This window comes from Xanthomonas sp. DAR 80977 (assembly GCF_041240605.1).
Taxonomy (GTDB): Bacteria; Pseudomonadota; Gammaproteobacteria; order Xanthomonadales; family Xanthomonadaceae; genus Xanthomonas_A; species Xanthomonas_A bundabergensis.
Genome location: NZ_CP162487.1, coordinates 4,580,577 through 4,596,350 on the forward strand (window position 1 = coordinate 4,580,577; position 15,774 = coordinate 4,596,350).

The 15,774-nt window shown below is 70.1% G+C and carries 13 protein-coding genes and 2 pseudogenes; 11 read left to right on the forward strand and 4 right to left on the reverse strand.

All coding sequences use genetic code 11. The annotated features are described in order from the left end of the window. Positions 1-18: 18 nt before the first annotated feature. The 10 genes and pseudogenes from AB3X10_RS19425 to AB3X10_RS19470 form a co-directional block, all read left to right on the forward strand. Positions 19-1,245, forward strand: coding sequence for an ABC transporter permease (locus AB3X10_RS19425; RefSeq protein WP_369977051.1), 1,227 nt, complete (start codon positions 19-21; stop codon positions 1,243-1,245). A gap of 49 nt (positions 1,246-1,294) precedes the next feature. After that, positions 1,295-2,596 (forward strand): ABC transporter permease, encoded by a 1,302-nt coding sequence (locus AB3X10_RS19430; RefSeq protein ID WP_369977052.1) that lies wholly within the window; start codon positions 1,295-1,297, stop codon positions 2,594-2,596. A gap of 38 nt (positions 2,597-2,634) precedes the next feature. Then, positions 2,635-3,861: an ABC transporter permease gene (locus tag AB3X10_RS19435; RefSeq protein ID WP_369977053.1), complete on the forward strand. Its 1,227-nt coding sequence runs from the start codon at positions 2,635-2,637 to the stop codon at positions 3,859-3,861. Positions 3,862-3,900: 39 nt separating this feature from the next. Beyond that, positions 3,901-5,229, forward strand: coding sequence for an ABC transporter permease (locus tag AB3X10_RS19440; protein ID WP_369977054.1), 1,329 nt, complete (start codon positions 3,901-3,903; stop codon positions 5,227-5,229). Position 5,230: 1 nt separating this feature from the next. Continuing rightward, positions 5,231-6,463 (forward strand): ABC transporter permease, encoded by a 1,233-nt coding sequence (locus AB3X10_RS19445; protein ID WP_369977055.1) that lies wholly within the window; start codon positions 5,231-5,233, stop codon positions 6,461-6,463. Positions 6,464-6,480: 17 nt separating this feature from the next. Further along, entirely contained in the window at positions 6,481-7,656 is a 1,176-nt protein-coding gene (locus AB3X10_RS19450) for an ABC transporter permease (protein ID WP_369977056.1), read from the forward strand. A gap of 157 nt (positions 7,657-7,813) precedes the next feature. Then, positions 7,814-9,151 carry a sigma-54-dependent transcriptional regulator gene (locus AB3X10_RS19455; protein ID WP_369977057.1) on the forward strand — a complete coding sequence of 446 codons (1,338 nt, stop codon included), beginning with the start codon at positions 7,814-7,816 and terminating at the stop codon, positions 9,149-9,151. Beyond that, entirely contained in the window at positions 9,148-10,500 is a 1,353-nt protein-coding gene (locus AB3X10_RS19460) for a sensor histidine kinase (RefSeq protein ID WP_369977058.1), read from the forward strand. Before AB3X10_RS19455 ends, AB3X10_RS19460 begins: the two co-directional genes overlap by 4 nt. 11 nt (positions 10,501-10,511) lie before the next feature. After that, positions 10,512-10,688 (forward strand): annotated as a pseudogene (locus AB3X10_RS19465) (ATP-binding protein); the annotation flags it as partial. Between the two features lie 11 nt (positions 10,689-10,699). Then, positions 10,700-10,876: pseudogene (locus AB3X10_RS19470) on the forward strand (ATP-binding protein); the annotation flags it as partial. 367 nt (positions 10,877-11,243) lie between these two features. On the opposite strand, the gene AB3X10_RS19475 reads toward AB3X10_RS19470, so the two are convergent. Together AB3X10_RS19475 and glmU are read right to left on the reverse strand one after the other, a co-directional pair. Then, positions 11,244-12,203 carry a right-handed parallel beta-helix repeat-containing protein gene (locus tag AB3X10_RS19475; protein ID WP_369977059.1) on the reverse strand — a complete coding sequence of 320 codons (960 nt, stop codon included), beginning with the start codon at positions 12,201-12,203 and terminating at the stop codon, positions 11,244-11,246. 120 nt (positions 12,204-12,323) lie between these two features. Further along, positions 12,324-13,688, reverse strand: coding sequence for a bifunctional UDP-N-acetylglucosamine diphosphorylase/glucosamine-1-phosphate N-acetyltransferase GlmU (gene glmU / locus AB3X10_RS19480; protein ID WP_369977060.1), 1,365 nt, complete (start codon positions 13,686-13,688; stop codon positions 12,324-12,326). A gap of 144 nt (positions 13,689-13,832) precedes the next feature. On the opposite strand from glmU, the gene AB3X10_RS19485 reads away from it, so the two are divergent. Continuing rightward, positions 13,833-14,216, forward strand: a complete 384-nt coding sequence (locus tag AB3X10_RS19485; RefSeq protein WP_145705152.1) for a GtrA family protein — start codon at positions 13,833-13,835, stop codon at positions 14,214-14,216. 218 nt (positions 14,217-14,434) lie between these two features. On the opposite strand, the gene AB3X10_RS19490 is transcribed toward AB3X10_RS19485, so the two are convergent. Then, complete coding sequence (locus tag AB3X10_RS19490; protein ID WP_369977061.1) at positions 14,435-15,007, reverse strand: chorismate mutase; 573 nt, start codon at positions 15,005-15,007, stop codon at positions 14,435-14,437. Between the two features lie 325 nt (positions 15,008-15,332). Continuing rightward, positions 15,333-15,755 carry a F0F1 ATP synthase subunit epsilon gene (locus AB3X10_RS19495; protein ID WP_145705148.1) on the reverse strand — a complete coding sequence of 141 codons (423 nt, stop codon included), beginning with the start codon at positions 15,753-15,755 and terminating at the stop codon, positions 15,333-15,335. Between the last annotated feature and the right edge of the window lie 19 nt (positions 15,756-15,774).

A 15,774-nucleotide genomic window follows, 5' to 3' on the forward strand; every position in this document is an offset into this window, starting at 1 on the left:
CCTCACAAGGTTACCGCCATGGACATCCGCCCCATCCTCTCCACCCTGCGCAGGCACAAGACCGCCGCCGCGCTGATCGTGCTCGAGATCGCGCTGGCCTGCGCGATCGTGTGCAACGCGCTGTTCCTGATCGGCAACCGCATCGAGACCCTGCACCGGCCCAGCGGCATCGCCGAATCGGAACTGGTGACGATCTCGCTGGGCGGCATCGGCCAGCAGGTCAATGCCGCCGCGCGCACCCGCGAGGACCTGGCCGCGTTGCGCGCGGTGCCGGGCGTGCGCAGCGCGACCGTGCTCAACCAGGTGCCGTTCGTGCACTACTCCTGGAACACCAGCCTGTCGCTGACTCCGGACCAGGAGCGACCCACCCTCAATGCGGCGCAGTACATGGCCGAGGAAGGCACGCTGCAGACCCTGGGCCTGCGGATGGCGGCCGGGCGCGACTTCACTCCCGACGAATACCTGGATCTGGAAACCGCGCAAACCGACAAGGAAGTGCAGAAAAAAGGCACCGCCATCATTCTCAATCGCGCCACCGCGGAAAAGATGTTCCCCGGGCAGAACGCCCTGGGCAAGACCGTCTATACCGGGCCGGTGGCCGCACGCGTGGTCGGCATCGTCGAGACGCTGGCGCGGCCGACCGCGAGCAGCGGCCTGGCCGAGATCGACTACGCGATGCTGCTGCCGCTGCGCCTGAGCTACACCGACGGCCTGTACGTGCTGCGCGTCACCGACCCGGCGCGGCGCCAGGAAGTGCTCGCCGCCGCGACCGCGGCGCTGATGAAGGTGGACAACAGCCGGCTGGTACTGAAACAGCAGACCTACGCCGAAATCCGCGACGCCTACTTCCAGGGCGACCGCGCGATGGTGTGGCTGCTCGGCGCGGTGTGCGTGGCGCTGCTGATCGTGACCGCATTGGGCATCGTCGGCCTGGCCAGCTTCTGGGTGCAGCAGCGCACAAAGCAGATCGGCATCCGCCGCGCGCTCGGCGCCACCCGCGGGCAGATCCTGCGCTACTTCCAGACCGAGAACTTCCTGCTGGCCAGCACCGGCATCGTGCTCGGCATGTTGCTGGCCTACGCGATCAACCAGTGGCTGATGGGCAAGTACGAACTGCCGCGGCTGCCGCTGTACTACCTGCCGTTCGGTGCAATCACGCTGTGGCTGCTCGGCCAGATCGCGGTGTTCGCGCCGGCGCGCCGCGCCGCGGCGGTACCGCCGGCAGTGGCCACGCGCAGCGCTTGAAGCGTCCCCTTGGCCGGCGTCATGCCGGCCCTTTTTTCCAGGACTCCCGATGTTCGGCTACTACTGCAAACTGGCGCTGCACAGCTTCGGCCGCAATCGCCTGCTGACCGCATTGATGGTGCTGGCCATCGCCGTGGGCATCGGTGCTTCGATGACCACGCTGACCGTGTTCCACGTGCTGGCCGCCGACCCGATCCCGGGCAAGAGCGGGCAGCTGTTCTATGTGGAGATGAACGTCTATCCGGACGACAAGTACGAACCCGCCGGCGAAGAGCCGCTGCAACTGACCCGCCGCGATGCCGAGGCGCTGTTGCGCGACAGGCGCGGCGACCGCCAGGCGATGATGTCCGCCGGCGGCGTCACCGTGGTGCCGGCGCGCGCGGAGCAGACCCCGTTTTCCGTGGAGGCGCGCTACACCAGCGCCGATTTCTTCCCGATGTTCGCCGTGCCGATGCGCTACGGCCATGCCTGGACCGCCGAGGACGATGGCCGGCGTGCGCGAATCGCGGTGATCTCGCGGCATCTGAACGAGCAGGTGTTCGGCGACATCGACAGCGTTGGCAAGGACCTGCAGATCGGCGACACGGTGCTGCGCATCGTCGGAGTGACCGAAGACTGGAGCATGAACCCGCGTTTCTACGACATGACCAACGAGACCTACGCCGACAGCGAGGACGTGTTCATTCCGTTCTCCACCTCGCGCGACCTGGAGCTCGGCAGCAGAGGCACGATGGATTGTTGGGGCGACAGTCCGAACGGCCCGAACGGCGAGAACGCCCCCTGCGTGTGGATCCAGTACTGGGTCGAACTGGGCGACGCCGGCAAGCAGGCCGCTTACCGCGACTATCTCGACAGCTACGCGCGCCAGCAGCACGATGCCGGGCGCTTCAGGCATTCGGCGGACATCCGCCTGAGCGACGTGATGAGCTGGCTGGACAGGAATCACGCGGTGCCTGCCGACGTGCGCCTGCAACTGTGGTTGGCGCTGGTGTTCCTGGGCATCTGCCTGCTCAATACCGTCGGCCTGATGCTGGCCAAGTTCATGCGCCATGGCGGCGAAATCGGCGTGCGCCGCGCGCTCGGTGCGTCGCGCCGCGCGATCTTCGCCCAGCACCTGGTGGAGGCCGGGATGATCGGCGCGGCGGGCGGCGCGCTCGGCCTGCTGTTCGCCTGGATCGGCCTGTGGCTGGTGCGGCGGCAACCGGCCGACTATGCCGCGCTGGCGCATATGGACGGCAGCATGCTGCTGATCACGCTGGTGTTGGCCTTGGCCAGCAGTCTGCTGGCCGGCGCGCTGCCGGCGTGGCAGGCGATGCGCGTGCAGACCGCGCTGCAACTCAAGTCGCAATGACGCGCCGCGCGCCTCCATCCCTTTCAGGACCATCAGCCGTGCACATCCACCCCATCCTCTCCAGCCTGCGCAAGCACAGGATCGCCGCACTGCTCATCGTGCTGGAGATCGCCTTCAGCTGCGCCGTGGTGTGCAACGCCTTGTTCCTGATCAACCTGCGCCTGGAACGCATGCAGCGGCCCACTGGGGCGGTCGAACAGCAGATCGTGCAATTGCGCATCCGCAGCGTGGACAGGAACGACGACAGCGCCGCATTGACCCGCGAGGATCTGGATGCCCTGCGCCGGATCCCCGGGGTGCGCAACGCCAGCGTCGTCAACCAGCCGTTGTTCGGCAGCACGGTAGGCTCCAGCGGCATCTCGCTCAACGCCGCCCAGCAGCGCAGCACCTTGCGCGCCACCAACTACTTCGGCGATGCGCAGCTGCTGGACACGCTGGGGCTCACGCTGGTCGCCGGCCGCCGTTTCAATGCGGACGAATTCCTCGACTACGCACGGCTGCAGGATCCCAACGACAAGGGCACGCTGCCGGCGGTGATCCTGAGCCAGGCGCTGGCGCAACGCCTGTTCCCGGACGGAACCGCGCTGGGCCGCAGCATCCATGTCTTCGGCGAGCATCGCATCGTCGGCATCGTGCAACGCCTGGTGCAGCCGCGCGACTTCGGCAGCGCCGCCGACTACGAGGACGCGATGCTGTTCCCGGTGAACATGCCCTACACCAATGGGACCTACCTGCTGCGGGTCGACGACCCGGCGCAGCGCGAGGCGGTGCTGAAGCAGGCGCGTACCGCCCTGTTGGCGCACGGCCCCAGGCGCATGGTCCAGAGCAAGGACAGCAAGACCCTGCAGCAGGCGCGCGCGGCCTACTATCGCAACGACCGGTCCATGGCCTGGCTGCTGGTCGGCGTCTGCGTGGCCTTGCTGATGATCACCGCGCTGGGCATCGTCGGCCTGACCAGTTTCTGGGTGCAGCAGCGCACCAAGCAGATCGGCATCCGCCGTGCGCTCGGCGCCACCTGCCGGCAGATCCTGCTGCATTTCCAGACCGAGAACTTCCTGCTCGCCAGCGCCGGCATCGTGCTCGGCATGCTGCTGGCCTACACCGCCAATCTGTGGCTGATGAACGCCTACGAGCTGCCGCGGTTGCCATTGTGGTACCTGCCGGTCGGCGCGCTGGTGCTGTGGCTGCTCGGCCAGTTCGCGGTGCTCGGGCCGGCGCGACGCGCCGCCCGCGTGCCGCCGGCGGTGGCCACGCGCAGCGCCTGACCTGTCGCGGACGACGACACGCAACCGAGGAACTTCGGGATGTTGCACTACTCCCTGATGATGGCCTGGCGCAGCCTGCTGCGCACGCCGATCGCCACCGCGCTGATGGTGCTGGCGATCGGCCTGGGCATCGGCGCGAGCATGACCATGCTGACGGTGCTGCACGTGATGTCGCGCGATCCGCTGCCCGGCAGGAGCGGTGCGCTCTACACCCCGCACCTGGATCCGTTGCCGTCCAACTATCCCGAAAACCAGGAATGGGGCGACCCGGCGGACAACCTCACCTGGCCCGATGCCATGGCCTTGCTGCGCGCAAACCGCGCCACGCACCAGGCGGCGATGGCAGGCGGGCAGGCGTTGCTGTGGCCGCCGCGCGCGGCCGCCCCGCCGCTCGAGCCGAGCGGCCGCTACGCCAGCGCCGGGTTCTTCGCCCTGTTCGGCATACCGCTGCAACGCGGACACGGCTGGAGCGCAAGCGACGACCAGAACCATGCCCGCGTCATCGTGCTCAGCCACACGCTGGCCGACACCCTGTTCGGCGCGCGCGATCCGATCGGCCAGAGGCTTGCGCTCGGCGAGCAGCGGATCGGCTTCCAGGTGATCGGCGTGGTCGGGACATGGAATCCGCAACCGCTGTTCTATGCCGACCCCAACAGCAAGGGCGACTTCGGCCAGCAGGACGACTTCTTCCTCCCGCTGTCCACCGCGATGGAGTTGGGGCTGGACACCAGCAGCAGCGTCAGCGGCTGGGATGCGTTCAGCGGCAGCGACCAGGCGCGCCTCAAGGATCCTTCCACCAGCTGGCTGCAGTTCTGGGTGCAGTTGGATACGCCGCAGCAGGTCTCCGCCTACCAGCGCTTCCTCTACGACTATGCCGCGACCCAGCACGCCAGCGGACGCTTCCAGCGCCCGCCGCAGCGTGTCCGGCTGTATGCGTTGATGGACTGGCTGCGCCACCTGCGGATGGTGCCCGACGACGTGCGCCTGCAGACGCTGCTGGCGTTGGGCTTCCTGTGGATCTGCCTGGTCAACGTGATCGCCCTGTTGCTGGCGAAGTTCCTGCGCCGCGGCAGCGAGATCGGCGTGCGGCGCGCGCTCGGCGCCCGGCGCGGCCACGTGTTCCTGCAGTTCGGCTGCGAAGCCGCGCTGATCGGGCTGCTCGGCGGCGCACTGGGAACCGCGATCGCCGAACTGGGATTGTGGAGCGTGCGCCAGCGCCCGGACGACTACGCCAGGATCGCGCGGATGGACCTGCAGATGCTGCTGGCCACCGTGGCGCTGGCGGTGGTCGCCGCGCTGCTGGCGGGCCTGCTGCCGGCCTGGCGGGCCAGCCGGATCAACCCCGCCCTGCAGATCAAGGACGTCTGACATGAACCTGCCGATCCGCCCCATCCTCTCCAGCCTGCATCACCACCGCCTCACCGCCGCGCTGCTGACGCTGCAGGTCGCGCTGACCTGCGCCTTCGTCGCCAACGCGGTGTTCCTGATCGACGGCCGGATCGAACGGTTGCGGACCCCGAGCGGCCTGCCCGAGGACGAACTCTCGCTGATCTCGGTGCGTGGCCTGCAGGGCGGCGACAATGCGCAGGCCCAGCAGCAAGCCGACCTGCTGGCGCTGCGCAGCATTCCCGGGGTCAAGGCGGCGACCGCGTTCGGCTTCAGCACGCCGCTGTCCGGCGGCTCCAACGACTATGGCGGCTGCGCCGACCGGCAAGCGCTGGAACGCGCGAGCGCGCAACGATCGATGGACGCTTCCGGTTGCATCCAGGCCACCTATTACGCCGGCTCGCCAGGTTTCGTGCAGGCCATGGGCGCGCACCTGGTCGCCGGCCGCGATTTCCATGCCGACGAATACTCCACCGCGTCGCCCAGCGCGCTGATCGTCACCCGCGCACTGGCGCAACGGCTGTGGCCGGACCAGCCGGCCGTCGGCAAGACGCTCTACGGCGGCAGCCAGAGCACCGTCGTCGGCGTGGTCGACGACCTGCTGCGGCCGACGCTGCGCAGCGCCGCGGTCGATCGCCTGGTCGCGCTGTCGCCACAGCTTCCCATTGGCTCGCAGACGCAATACCTGCTGCGCAGCGCCCCGCAGGACCGCGACCGGGTGTTGGCCGCCGCGGCCGGCGCGCTGGCCAAGGCCGGCCCGCTGCGGCTGATTCCGAACGAGGGGCGGCGCAGTTTCGCGCAGGTGCGGCAGCGCTACTTCCAGCGCGATGCCACCATGATCGGGCTGCTGCTCGCGGCGACCACGGGCCTGCTGTTCGTCACCGCCCTGGGCATCGGCGGGCTGGCCAGCTTCTGGGTACAGCAGCGCACGCGCCAGATCGGCATTCGCCGCGCCATCGGCGCGACCCGCCGCGACATCCTGCGTTACTTCCAGACCGAGAACCTGCTGATCGTCGGCAGCGGCAACGTGGTGGGCATGGCGCTGGCCTTGCTGCTGAACCAGGCGCTGATGCAACGCTACGACCTGTCGCGCCTGCCATTGGGCTACCTGCCTGCCGCGGCGGTGGCCTTGCTCTCGCTCGGCCAGCTCGCGGTGCTGTGGCCGGCGCAACGCGCTGCCGCGGTGCCGCCGGCAGTGGCCACGCGCAGCGCCTGAACGGGACGCTCCGGATCATGGATCGGTTCCTGATATCGCTGCGCCGGCACACGCTGCTGGCGACGCTGATCGTGCTGCAGATGGCGATCGGTTACCCCGTGCTGCTCGCCATCGGCACGCTGGCCAGCCAGGCGCATGCGCGGATGCACGCGTCCAGCGGCATCGGCGACGATGCGCACCTGCTGACGCTGCGGCTCAGCGGCCGCGTGCCCGCGGCGGCGGCGCGACGCGAGGCGGCGGCCTTGCGCGCGATCCCCGGCGTACTCAACGTGGCGGCGATCAACCAGCTGCCGTTCGGACCCGAACAGTGGACCGCCCTGCTGGGACCGCGCGCCGATGGGGCCGGCGGGCAGTTCCGGGTGAGCACTTACCTCGGCGATCCCGGACTGCTGCAGACCCTGGGCCTGCGCCTGCAACGCGGCCGCGACTTCGCCGACGCCGAATATCGCGAGCTGGTCTCGCCCGCCGCGCTGGATCTCGCGCAGCGGGTGATCCTGACCCGGACGCTGGCGGCGCGGCTGTTTCCCGATCGCGACCCGCTGGGGCAGGCGGTGTATCTGGGCGGCAAGCCGCCGGCGACGGTGGTCGGCATCGTCGAGCGGCTGCGCGCGCCGGGCGCCGGCGAGGAGGAGGACGGCGCCATCCTGCCGTTGCGCTTGCCGGAACAGGACAACGCGCTCTATGTGCTGCGGGTCGCGCCCGGCGATCCGGCCGGGGTCCGCGCGTCCCTGGCGGCGGACGCGGAGCGGATCGCGCCGGGGCGGCTGCATGAGGTGGGCGATGCCGGCGAACTGCGCTTGCAGCAACGGCACCTGCATCGCCACCGGCTGATGCTGCTGGCCGCGGCCGCGGCGCTGTGGCTGTTCGGCACCATCGCGACGGTCTATGCCATCAGCGAGGCGATGGTGCGCCAGCGCTACCCGCAGATCGCGCTGCGGCGCGCGCTCGGCGCACGCGCGGCGCAGATCCGTTGGCATCTGCGCCGCGAAAACCTGCTGCTGTGCGGCCTGGGCATCGCCATCGGCGTGGTCGCCACCGCACTGCTGCGACGCGCCTTGCTGGATGCGCCGGCGCTGTCGCCACCGTCGCCGTATCCGCTGGCCACCGCAGTGCTGTTGCTGGCGGCCGGCTGGCTGGCGATGCGCGGACCGGCCAGGCGCGCGGCGCAGCTGTCGCCTGCGGCGTATCGGTGAGACAGATGACCACGACGGCGACAGCGCGCTCGTGCGCACCCGGACGCAGCGCATGCCGGCGGCCGCTGGCGCACACGACAAGCCGCGCCGGGACTGCGATGATGCCGCCTCGTCCCGCGTTCCCGCGTTCCGCCCCGGCCATCCGACAAGGTTCCCGATGCCCTGCATCCTGATCATCGACGACAACCCCGCCGTCGCCACCGCGCTGGAAGTGCTGTTCTCCCTGCACGACATCGAGACGGTGCATGCGGACAGTCCGGACGCCGGGCTGCAACGCCTGGCCGACAGCGATATCGATCTGGTGCTGCAGGACATGAACTTCACTGCCGACACCACCTCCGGCGAGGAGGGCGTGGCGCTGTTCGATGCGATCCGCGCGCGCCATCCGGACCTGCCGGTGATCCTGCTGACCGCCTGGACCCAGCTCAGCAGCGCGGTGGAACTGGTCAAGGCCGGCGCCGCCGACTACCTGGCCAAGCCCTGGGACGACCGCAAGCTGCTGACCACGGTCAACAACCTGCTGGAACTGTCCGAGGCGCGGCGCGAACTGGAACGGCGCCGCGACGGCGAACGCCGCCATCGCCAGCAACTGGCGCAGCGCTACGACCTGCGCGGCGCGGTGTTCGCCGACCCGGCCAGCGAGCGCGCCATCGCCCTGGCCTGCCAGGTCGCGCGCTCGGAACTGCCGGTGCTGATCACCGGCCCCAACGGCAGCGGCAAGGAAAAGATCGCCGAGATCATCCAGGCCAATTCGCCGATGCGGCAGGGCCCGTTCGTGGCGCTGAACTGCGGCGCGATTCCGGCCGAGCTGATCGAAGCCGAATTGTTCGGCGCCGAGGCCGGCGCCTATACCGGCGCCAACAAGGTCCGCGAAGGCAAGTTCGAAGCGGCCGACGGCGGCACCCTGTTCCTGGACGAGATCGGCAACCTGTCGCTGGCCGGGCAGATGAAACTGCTGCGCGTGCTGGAGACCGGGCGTTTCGAACGGCTGGGCTCCAACCGCGAGCGCCAGGTCAAGGTGCGGGTGATCAGCGCCACCAATGCCGACCTGACCGCGATGATCCGCGAAGGCACGTTCCGCGAGGATCTGTACTACCGGCTCAATGCGGTGGAGCTGTCGCTGCCGGCGCTGGCCGACCGCCCCGGCGACATCCTGCCGCTGGCCGAGCACTTCCTGTCCGGCGCCAAGGCGCTGTCGGCCGGCGCGGTGCAGGCGCTGCAGCGGCATGCCTGGCCGGGCAACGTGCGCGAGCTGCGCAACGTCATCCAGCGCGCCGAGCTGCTGGCCGGCGGCCGCCAGATCGAGGCCGCCGACCTGAACCTGCCCAAGCCCGCGGCGCCGCGCCCGGCCGCCGGCGCCGAACCGGACCGCGAGCGCATCGTGGCGGTGCTCGGCCGCGCCAACGGCGTCATCGCCCAGGCCGCCGCCGAGCTGGGCATGAGCCGGCAGGCACTGTACCGGCGCATGGACCGCTACGGAATCCCGCGCGAATGAAACTGCGCCGCTCCTTCACCGTCGGCCTGTTCCTGCGCCTGCTGCCGGTGCTGGCGCTGGCTGCGGCGATGCCGTGGCTGCTGGCGTACTGGATGGACCGCGGCTGGGAAGTGGTGACGTTGTCGGCGCTGCTGCTGCTGGCGCTGATGTGGTGGACGCTGCGCCGCGCGACCGCGCCGATGCGCTCGCTGTTCCGCGCCCTGGCCGGCACCGTCAGCAGCTACCGCGACGGCGAGTACAACTTCGGCGTGCACTGGCGCGGCGACGACGAACTGGGCGAGATGGTCGCCGCGCACCGGCAGCTGGGCGAGATCCTGCGCGAACAGCGCCAGGGCCTGGCGCAGCGCGAACTGATGCTCGACACCATGGTGCAGAACACGCCGGTGGCGATGCTGCTCACCTCCAACGGCGGCGACGGCCTGCGCCGCGTGGTGTTCTCCAACCTGGCCGCGCGCAAGCTGCTGCACGGCGGCTGGAAACTGGAAGGCCAGCGCCTGGACGACCTGCTGCTGGGCATGCCGCCGGCGCTGCGCGAAGCGGTCGCGCGCGGCGGCGACAGCCTGTTCACCATCGACGACGACGAGGATCCGGAAGAGGAGCAGGTCTACCACCTGTCGCGGCGCCGCTTCCGCCTCAACGGCCGCCCGCACGAACTGCTGCTGATCCGCCTGCTCACCGCCGAACTGCGCCGCCAGGAAGTGCATACCTGGAAGAAGGTGATCCGGGTCATCAGCCACGAATTGAACAACTCGCTGGCGCCGATCGCCTCGCTGGCGCACTCCGGCGCCGAGCTGGTGCGGCGGCAGAAGGTGGAGCGGCTGGAAGAGGTGTTCGGCACCATCGAGGAGCGCGCGCGGCACCTGGAGGGTTTCATCCGCGGCTATGCGCGCTTCGCCAAGCTGCCGCAGCCGCAGCTGCAGACCGTGCACTGGGCGCAGTTCCTGGGCGGGCTGCAGCAGCAGATCCCGTTCGCGCTGGAACTGGAAGCGCCCGATCTGCACAGCCGGGTCGATCCGGCGCAACTGCAGCAGGCGCTGCTCAACCTGGTCAAGAACGCGCACGAATCCAGCCCCGAGGGCCTGGCGCCGGCCGACAGCGTGCGCATCCGCGTCTCCACCCGTCCCGAATGGCTGCGCATCGAGGTGCTGGACCGCGGCAGCGGCATGAACGAAGCGGTGCTGCACAACGCGCTGATGCCGTTCTATTCGACCAAGCGCAACGGCACCGGCCTGGGCCTGGCACTGACCCGCGAGATCGTCGAGGCGCACGGCGGCCGCCTGTCGCTGCAGAACCGCGACGAGGGCGGGCTGTGCGTGGCGGTGCAGTTGCCGTTGGCGTCTGGAAGTTAGCGCCCCGCGCTTCTGTGCTGCACAACGCGCTGATGCCGTTCTATTCGACTAAGCGCAACGGCACCGGCCTGGGCCTGGCGCTGACCCGCGAGATCGTCGAGGCGCACGGCGGCCGCCTGTCGCTGCAGAACCGCGACGAGGGCGGGCTGTGCGTGGCGGTGCAGCTGCCGCTGGCATCTGGAAGTTAGCGCCCCGCGCTTCTGTTTTGCACAACGCGCTGATGCCGTTCTATTCGACCAAGCGCAACGGCACCGGCCTGGGCCTGGCGCTGACCCGCGAGATCGTCGAGGCGCACGGCGGCCGCCTGTCGCTGCAGAACCGCGACGAAGGCGGGCTGTGCGTGGCGGTGCAGTTGCCGCTGGCGTCGGCGAGCTAGCGCCTCATGCATCCCTGTAGGAGCGGCTTCAGCCGCGACAGACATTTCCGGTAGAACCTGTCGCGGCTGAAGCCGCTCCTACAGGGTGCACACGCGCTCAGTCGTGTACGGTTTCCGCTCTCGACGATGCGCAGCGTCGGCGCGGGCCGTGGCGCTGGCGGGAATCGCGCCGGAGTAACGGTGCCATGGCCACTGACATCGGCGAGCTAGCACACTTCGGTCCAGACGGTGCCACGTGATGTTGCCACTGTGGGAGCGACTTCAGTCGCGACGGGCTTTACCGGTAACGCCCGTCGCGACTGAAGTCGCTCCCACAGATTTCCTCATCGCGCTGCACGCTGCAGCTCCGCCGTTGCGGTAAACAGCCTCACTCGCGCACCGTGCCGCTCTCGACGATGCGCGGCGTGCCCAGCGCGCCGCAGGCGTCGTCGGCGCCGGTGGTGGCCGTCGCCGGAATCGCGCCGTAGTAGCCGGCGCCGACCGTGTTGTCGACGAAGCGCCCGCCCTGCGACGGACATTCGCCCTGCTCCGGATCGAACCAGTCGGAAAACGCGGCGTACTTGCCGGCGCGCACGAACTGGTTGCCGCGCACCTGGGTAGCGTCAGACGCATCGCGGGTGCGCACCGCGTCGCCGTTGACGTCGATGAAACTGTTGTCCTCGACCGTGTTGCCGGTCGAATGCCGCGCCAGGTACAGCGCATGGATGTAGCCGGAAGTCTCCTTGCTGTTCTCGATCGCACTGAACTGGTTGCCGGCGATCACGTTGTCGCGCGAGTTCTGCAAGCGAATCGCCGCATACGAGTACGCCGGATCGCCCTGGCCGTGGATGCCGCCGATGCGGGTGAAGCGCATGCCGCGGATCTCGTTGCCGGCGTTGCCGTCGGCGGCCGCGTTGCTGCTGCCCAGGTCCAGCGCCATCCAGTAGTCGCTGACCTCCAGGCCGACGAACTGCAGCTGGGTGCGCTGGTTGCCGCCGCCGCGCAGCGTAAACCAGGTGCCGCCGCCGCGTCCGTCGAAATGCGGCATCGTGGCCGCGCCGGGCGCGGCGACGATGCGCAGCGGCGCGCCGTTGCGGAACGTCCAGCGCACCGACTGGCCCAGGTAGGTGCCGGCCGCGACCACGATCTCCACCTCGGTCTTGGGCGATTGCGCCTGCAGGCGCTGCTGCGCCGCGTCCAGGGTCTGCAGCGCGGTCGCGGCGCTGGTGCCGGCCGCGCTGTCGTCGCCATCGGGCGCCAGGTACAGGCGAAAGGTCTGCGCGTGCACGGCGTTCGCCGCGGCCAACGCCAGCACCAGGATCCACCACCGCGCGCGTCGTAGCAGCATCGAACACCTCCGTGGAGCGTTGCGGCGCTGGCGCCATGCCTGGCCAGCCGCGCCACCTTAGCGCGGCCCTGCGCGTGCGGATGCGATGCCTGTCACGCGCCGCCCGACGCGCGCTGCCGGCTATTTCTTCTTCGGCCGCTTCCAGCCTTCGTGCGTGCTCTGCCGCGCCCGCGCCACGGTGAGCTGGCCTTCCGGCGCATCGCGCGTGATCACCGAACCGGCACCGATGGTCGCGCCCGCACCGATCGTCACCGGCGCCACCAGCGCGCTGTTGGAGCCGACGAAGACGTCGTCGCCGATCGTGGTCTTCGACTTGTTCACGCCGTCGTAGTTGCAGGTGATGGTGCCGGCGCCGATGTTGACCCCGCTGCCGATCGTCGCATCGCCGAGATAGCTCAGGTGGTTGGCCTTGCTGCCGACGCCGAGCACCGCCTTCTTGGTCTCGACGAAGTTGCCGATGTGCACGCCGTCGGCCAGCACCGTGCCCGGCCGCAGCCGCGCGAACGGACCGATCTGCACCGCACCCTCGGTGACCACGCCTTCCAGGTCGCAATGCGCGCGCACTTCGGTGCCCGGCCCCAGCACCACGTCCTTGAGCCGCACGAACGGGCCGATGCTGACCCCGTCGCCCAGCTCCACCTCGCCTTCCAGCACCACGTTCACGTCGATGCACACGTCGCGGCCCACGCGCACGCGGCCGCGTTGATCCAGCCGGTTCGGGTCGAGCAGGTGTGCGCCCTGCTCGCACAGCGCGCGCGCGGCGCGCAGTTGCCAGGCGCGCTCCAGCTGCGCCAGCTGCCACGGGTCGTTGGCGCCTTCGGCCTCGATCGGATCGGCCACCAGCACCATCTCCGCCGGGGTGAATTCGGCGGCGGCGGCGGCGAACACATCGGTGAGGTAGTACTCGCCCTGCGCGTTGTCGCTGCGCAGCTGCGCCAGCCAGCGCTTGAGCGCGGTGGATTCGGCGGTGACGATGCCGGTGTTGATGATGCGGATGCGGCGCTGCTCGTCGTCGGCCTCCTTGTGCTCCACGATCGCGGCGACCTTGCCTGCCGCGTCGCGCACGATGCGGCCGTAGCCGCTGGGGTCCTCGGGCTCGGCCACCAGCACCGCCAGCCGCCCCGGCGAGTGCAGCAGGCGCAGCAGGGTGTCGGCGCGGATCAGCGGCACGTCGCCGTACAGCACCAGCACGGTGGCCGCATCCGGCACCGCGGCCATCGCCTGCTGCACCGCATGCCCGGTGCCCAGCTGCTGCGCCTGCTCGGCCCACAGCAGGTCCGGCTGCCCGGCGAAGGCGGCGCGCACCGCATCGCCGCCGTGGCCGTGGACCACATGGATCGCCGCCGGCTGCAGCTGGCGCGCGGTCTCGATCACGTGGGCCAGCATCGGCCGGCCGGCGACCGGCTGCAGCACCTTGGGCTTGGCGGACTTCATCCGCTTGCCCGCGCCGGCGGCGAGGATGACGACGTGCAGGGGCAGGCTCATGGGTGGGTTCCATTCCGGGTAGACAGGGATTTTAGAGGCAGCGGTGCATGCGTGCCGCAACGGCGCGCCTGCGCGCCGCCGCGCGGCATTTACATCTGCGCCGCAGACGCTAGCATGCGCGCTTGATCCCAACCCGGGACTCCCATGAGTCTGCTGCGCCAGGGCAGTCAATTCGTCGTGATCGGATTGCTGCAACTGCTGATCGACTGGAGCGTGTTCGTCGCCGCGACCGCCGCCGGCATGCCGACGATCCCGGCCAACGTGCTCGGCCGCGTGTGCGGCGCCCTGCTCGGCTTCTGGCTCAACGGGCGCATCACCTTCGCCAGCGGCGACGCCGCGCGCCTGGGCTGGCAGCGCTTCGGCCGCTTCATGGCGATGTGGATCGTGCTGACCCTGCTCAGCACCTGGCTGGTGGCGCTGTGCGTGGACGCGCTGGGCCTGCGCCTGGCGTGGCTGGCCAAGCCGGTGGTCGAAGGCCTGCTGGCGGTGCTGTCGTTCTTCCTGGGCCGGCACGTGGTGTATCGCTAGGGACTGGGCGCGGACAACCATGCCGCGCATCGCGCGCGGCATGCTGGGCACTTGTGGGAGCGACTTCAGTCGCGACGGGCTCTACCGGTAACGCCGGTCGCGACTGAAGTCGCTCCCACAGTGTGAAGGAGGCTGCGGCAAATGGCCTGGCCCGCACGCCCTCGACCGCACAGGCCGCCTGCGGGTGCAGTCGGGACGACGGCGCCCGCTCGCCCCACTCAGCGGCAGAAATCGCCCAGGCTGCGCACCAGCGCGGTGCGGTGGACCTGGTCCAGCTGCCAGCGCAGCGCATAGGCCTCGGCCGCGCGCGCGGTCGCCGCCGGGCAATCCGGCGCCTGCCGCGCTGCGGCGTTGGCCTGCAGGGCGTCCAGCATCTCGCCCTGCAACTGGTCCAGCCGCGCGCGCAGCGCGGCCAGGTCCGGGCGCGGCTGGTCCGGGGCGCGGCCACGCAGCCGCCAGCGCTCCAGCAGCTGGTACTGCACCAGCTTGTTGGACTCGATCTGCATGCCGAAGAAGCGCGCCGCATCGTCCGCGTCCAGGCCGTGCGCCGGCGCCTGTTCGCGCACGCTGGCCAGCACCGCGGCCTCGCGCGTGGCGTCCAGTACCGGCTTGCCGCTGTCCCATTTGCTCAGCGCGACCTGGTCGCCGATCGCATTGCGCTCGACGATCCGGTCGAGCAGCGGTTCGAGCGGGGTGGCGCTGCGCGCGGGCATCGCGCAGCCCATCACGGCGGCGCCGGCCAGCAGCGCGGTCAGCACGCGCGGGAGGGTGGCGGCAACGGAAGCGGTCATCGTGTCTCTCCAGGAAACCGTCTGCGCGGGGGAAGGAGCTGCAGATCGGGCGGCCATCTTGCCCAAGCCGCCGGACGTTTTCATTGCAGCGCGCCGCGGTTGGCGCGCGAGGTCGCGGCCGAGTCAGCGGCGATAAAGCCAGCGCCGTGCGCCGCGTCACCATTGTGCGGCGGCCGCGGCGGCTCGCGTGGGGCGGAATCGCGGCCGCGACTGCGAAACGGCAAGGCGCGGCACGCTGCGGGCATGCTCCACAAACGAAAACGCCGGCAACAGCCGGCGTCCTCGTCGCGATCGCATGCGCGCCAGGCAACGCGCGCGGCGGCGCTCAGTGCTTGAGGTTCTTGCGCAGGCGCTCCAGCGCCTGCAGCTGCGCGGTGACTTCCGCCAGCTTGGCCTGCGCCTCGGCCACGTCGATGCCGTCGCCGCGGTTGGCGAGCATGCGCTCGGCCTCTTCCTTGGCCTTGCGCACCGACGCTTCGTCGATGTCCTGCGCGCGGATCGCGGTGTCGGCGAGGATGGTCACCACCTGCGGCTGCACCTCGAGGATGCCGCCGGAAATGGCGAAATCCAGCTGCTCGCCGCTGGCGGTGGTCACCACCACCTTGCCGGGCTTGAGCCGGGTGATCAGCGGCGCGTGCTTGGGCGCGATGCCCAGCTCGCCCAGCTCGCCGGTGGCGACCACCAGGGTCGCCTCACCGTGGTAGATCTCGTGCTCGGCGCTGACGATGTCGCAACGGATGGTGCTCATGGTTACCTCGCTGGCGCGA

Excerpts from the sequence above, each read along its gene's own strand:
- AB3X10_RS19445 (WP_369977055.1), top strand. The coding sequence starts at position 5,231 with ATGAACCTGCCGATCCGCCCCATCCTCTCCAGCCTGCATCACCACCGC.
- AB3X10_RS19490 (WP_369977061.1), bottom strand. The coding sequence starts at position 15,007 with ATGACCGCTTCCGTTGCCGCCACCCTCCCGCGCGTGCTGACCGCGCTG.
- AB3X10_RS19450 (WP_369977056.1), top strand. The coding sequence starts at position 6,481 with ATGGATCGGTTCCTGATATCGCTGCGCCGGCACACGCTGCTGGCGACG.
- AB3X10_RS19495 (WP_145705148.1), bottom strand. The coding sequence starts at position 15,755 with ATGAGCACCATCCGTTGCGACATCGTCAGCGCCGAGCACGAGATCTAC.
- AB3X10_RS19460 (WP_369977058.1), top strand. The coding sequence starts at position 9,148 with ATGAAACTGCGCCGCTCCTTCACCGTCGGCCTGTTCCTGCGCCTGCTG.
- AB3X10_RS19475 (WP_369977059.1), bottom strand. The coding sequence starts at position 12,203 with ATGCTGCTACGACGCGCGCGGTGGTGGATCCTGGTGCTGGCGTTGGCC.
- AB3X10_RS19485 (WP_145705152.1), top strand. The coding sequence starts at position 13,833 with ATGAGTCTGCTGCGCCAGGGCAGTCAATTCGTCGTGATCGGATTGCTG.
- glmU (WP_369977060.1), bottom strand. The coding sequence starts at position 13,688 with ATGAGCCTGCCCCTGCACGTCGTCATCCTCGCCGCCGGCGCGGGCAAG.
- AB3X10_RS19455 (WP_369977057.1), top strand. The coding sequence starts at position 7,814 with ATGCCCTGCATCCTGATCATCGACGACAACCCCGCCGTCGCCACCGCG.
- AB3X10_RS19430 (WP_369977052.1), top strand. The coding sequence starts at position 1,295 with ATGTTCGGCTACTACTGCAAACTGGCGCTGCACAGCTTCGGCCGCAAT.
- AB3X10_RS19440 (WP_369977054.1), top strand. The coding sequence starts at position 3,901 with ATGTTGCACTACTCCCTGATGATGGCCTGGCGCAGCCTGCTGCGCACG.
- AB3X10_RS19425 (WP_369977051.1), top strand. The coding sequence starts at position 19 with ATGGACATCCGCCCCATCCTCTCCACCCTGCGCAGGCACAAGACCGCC.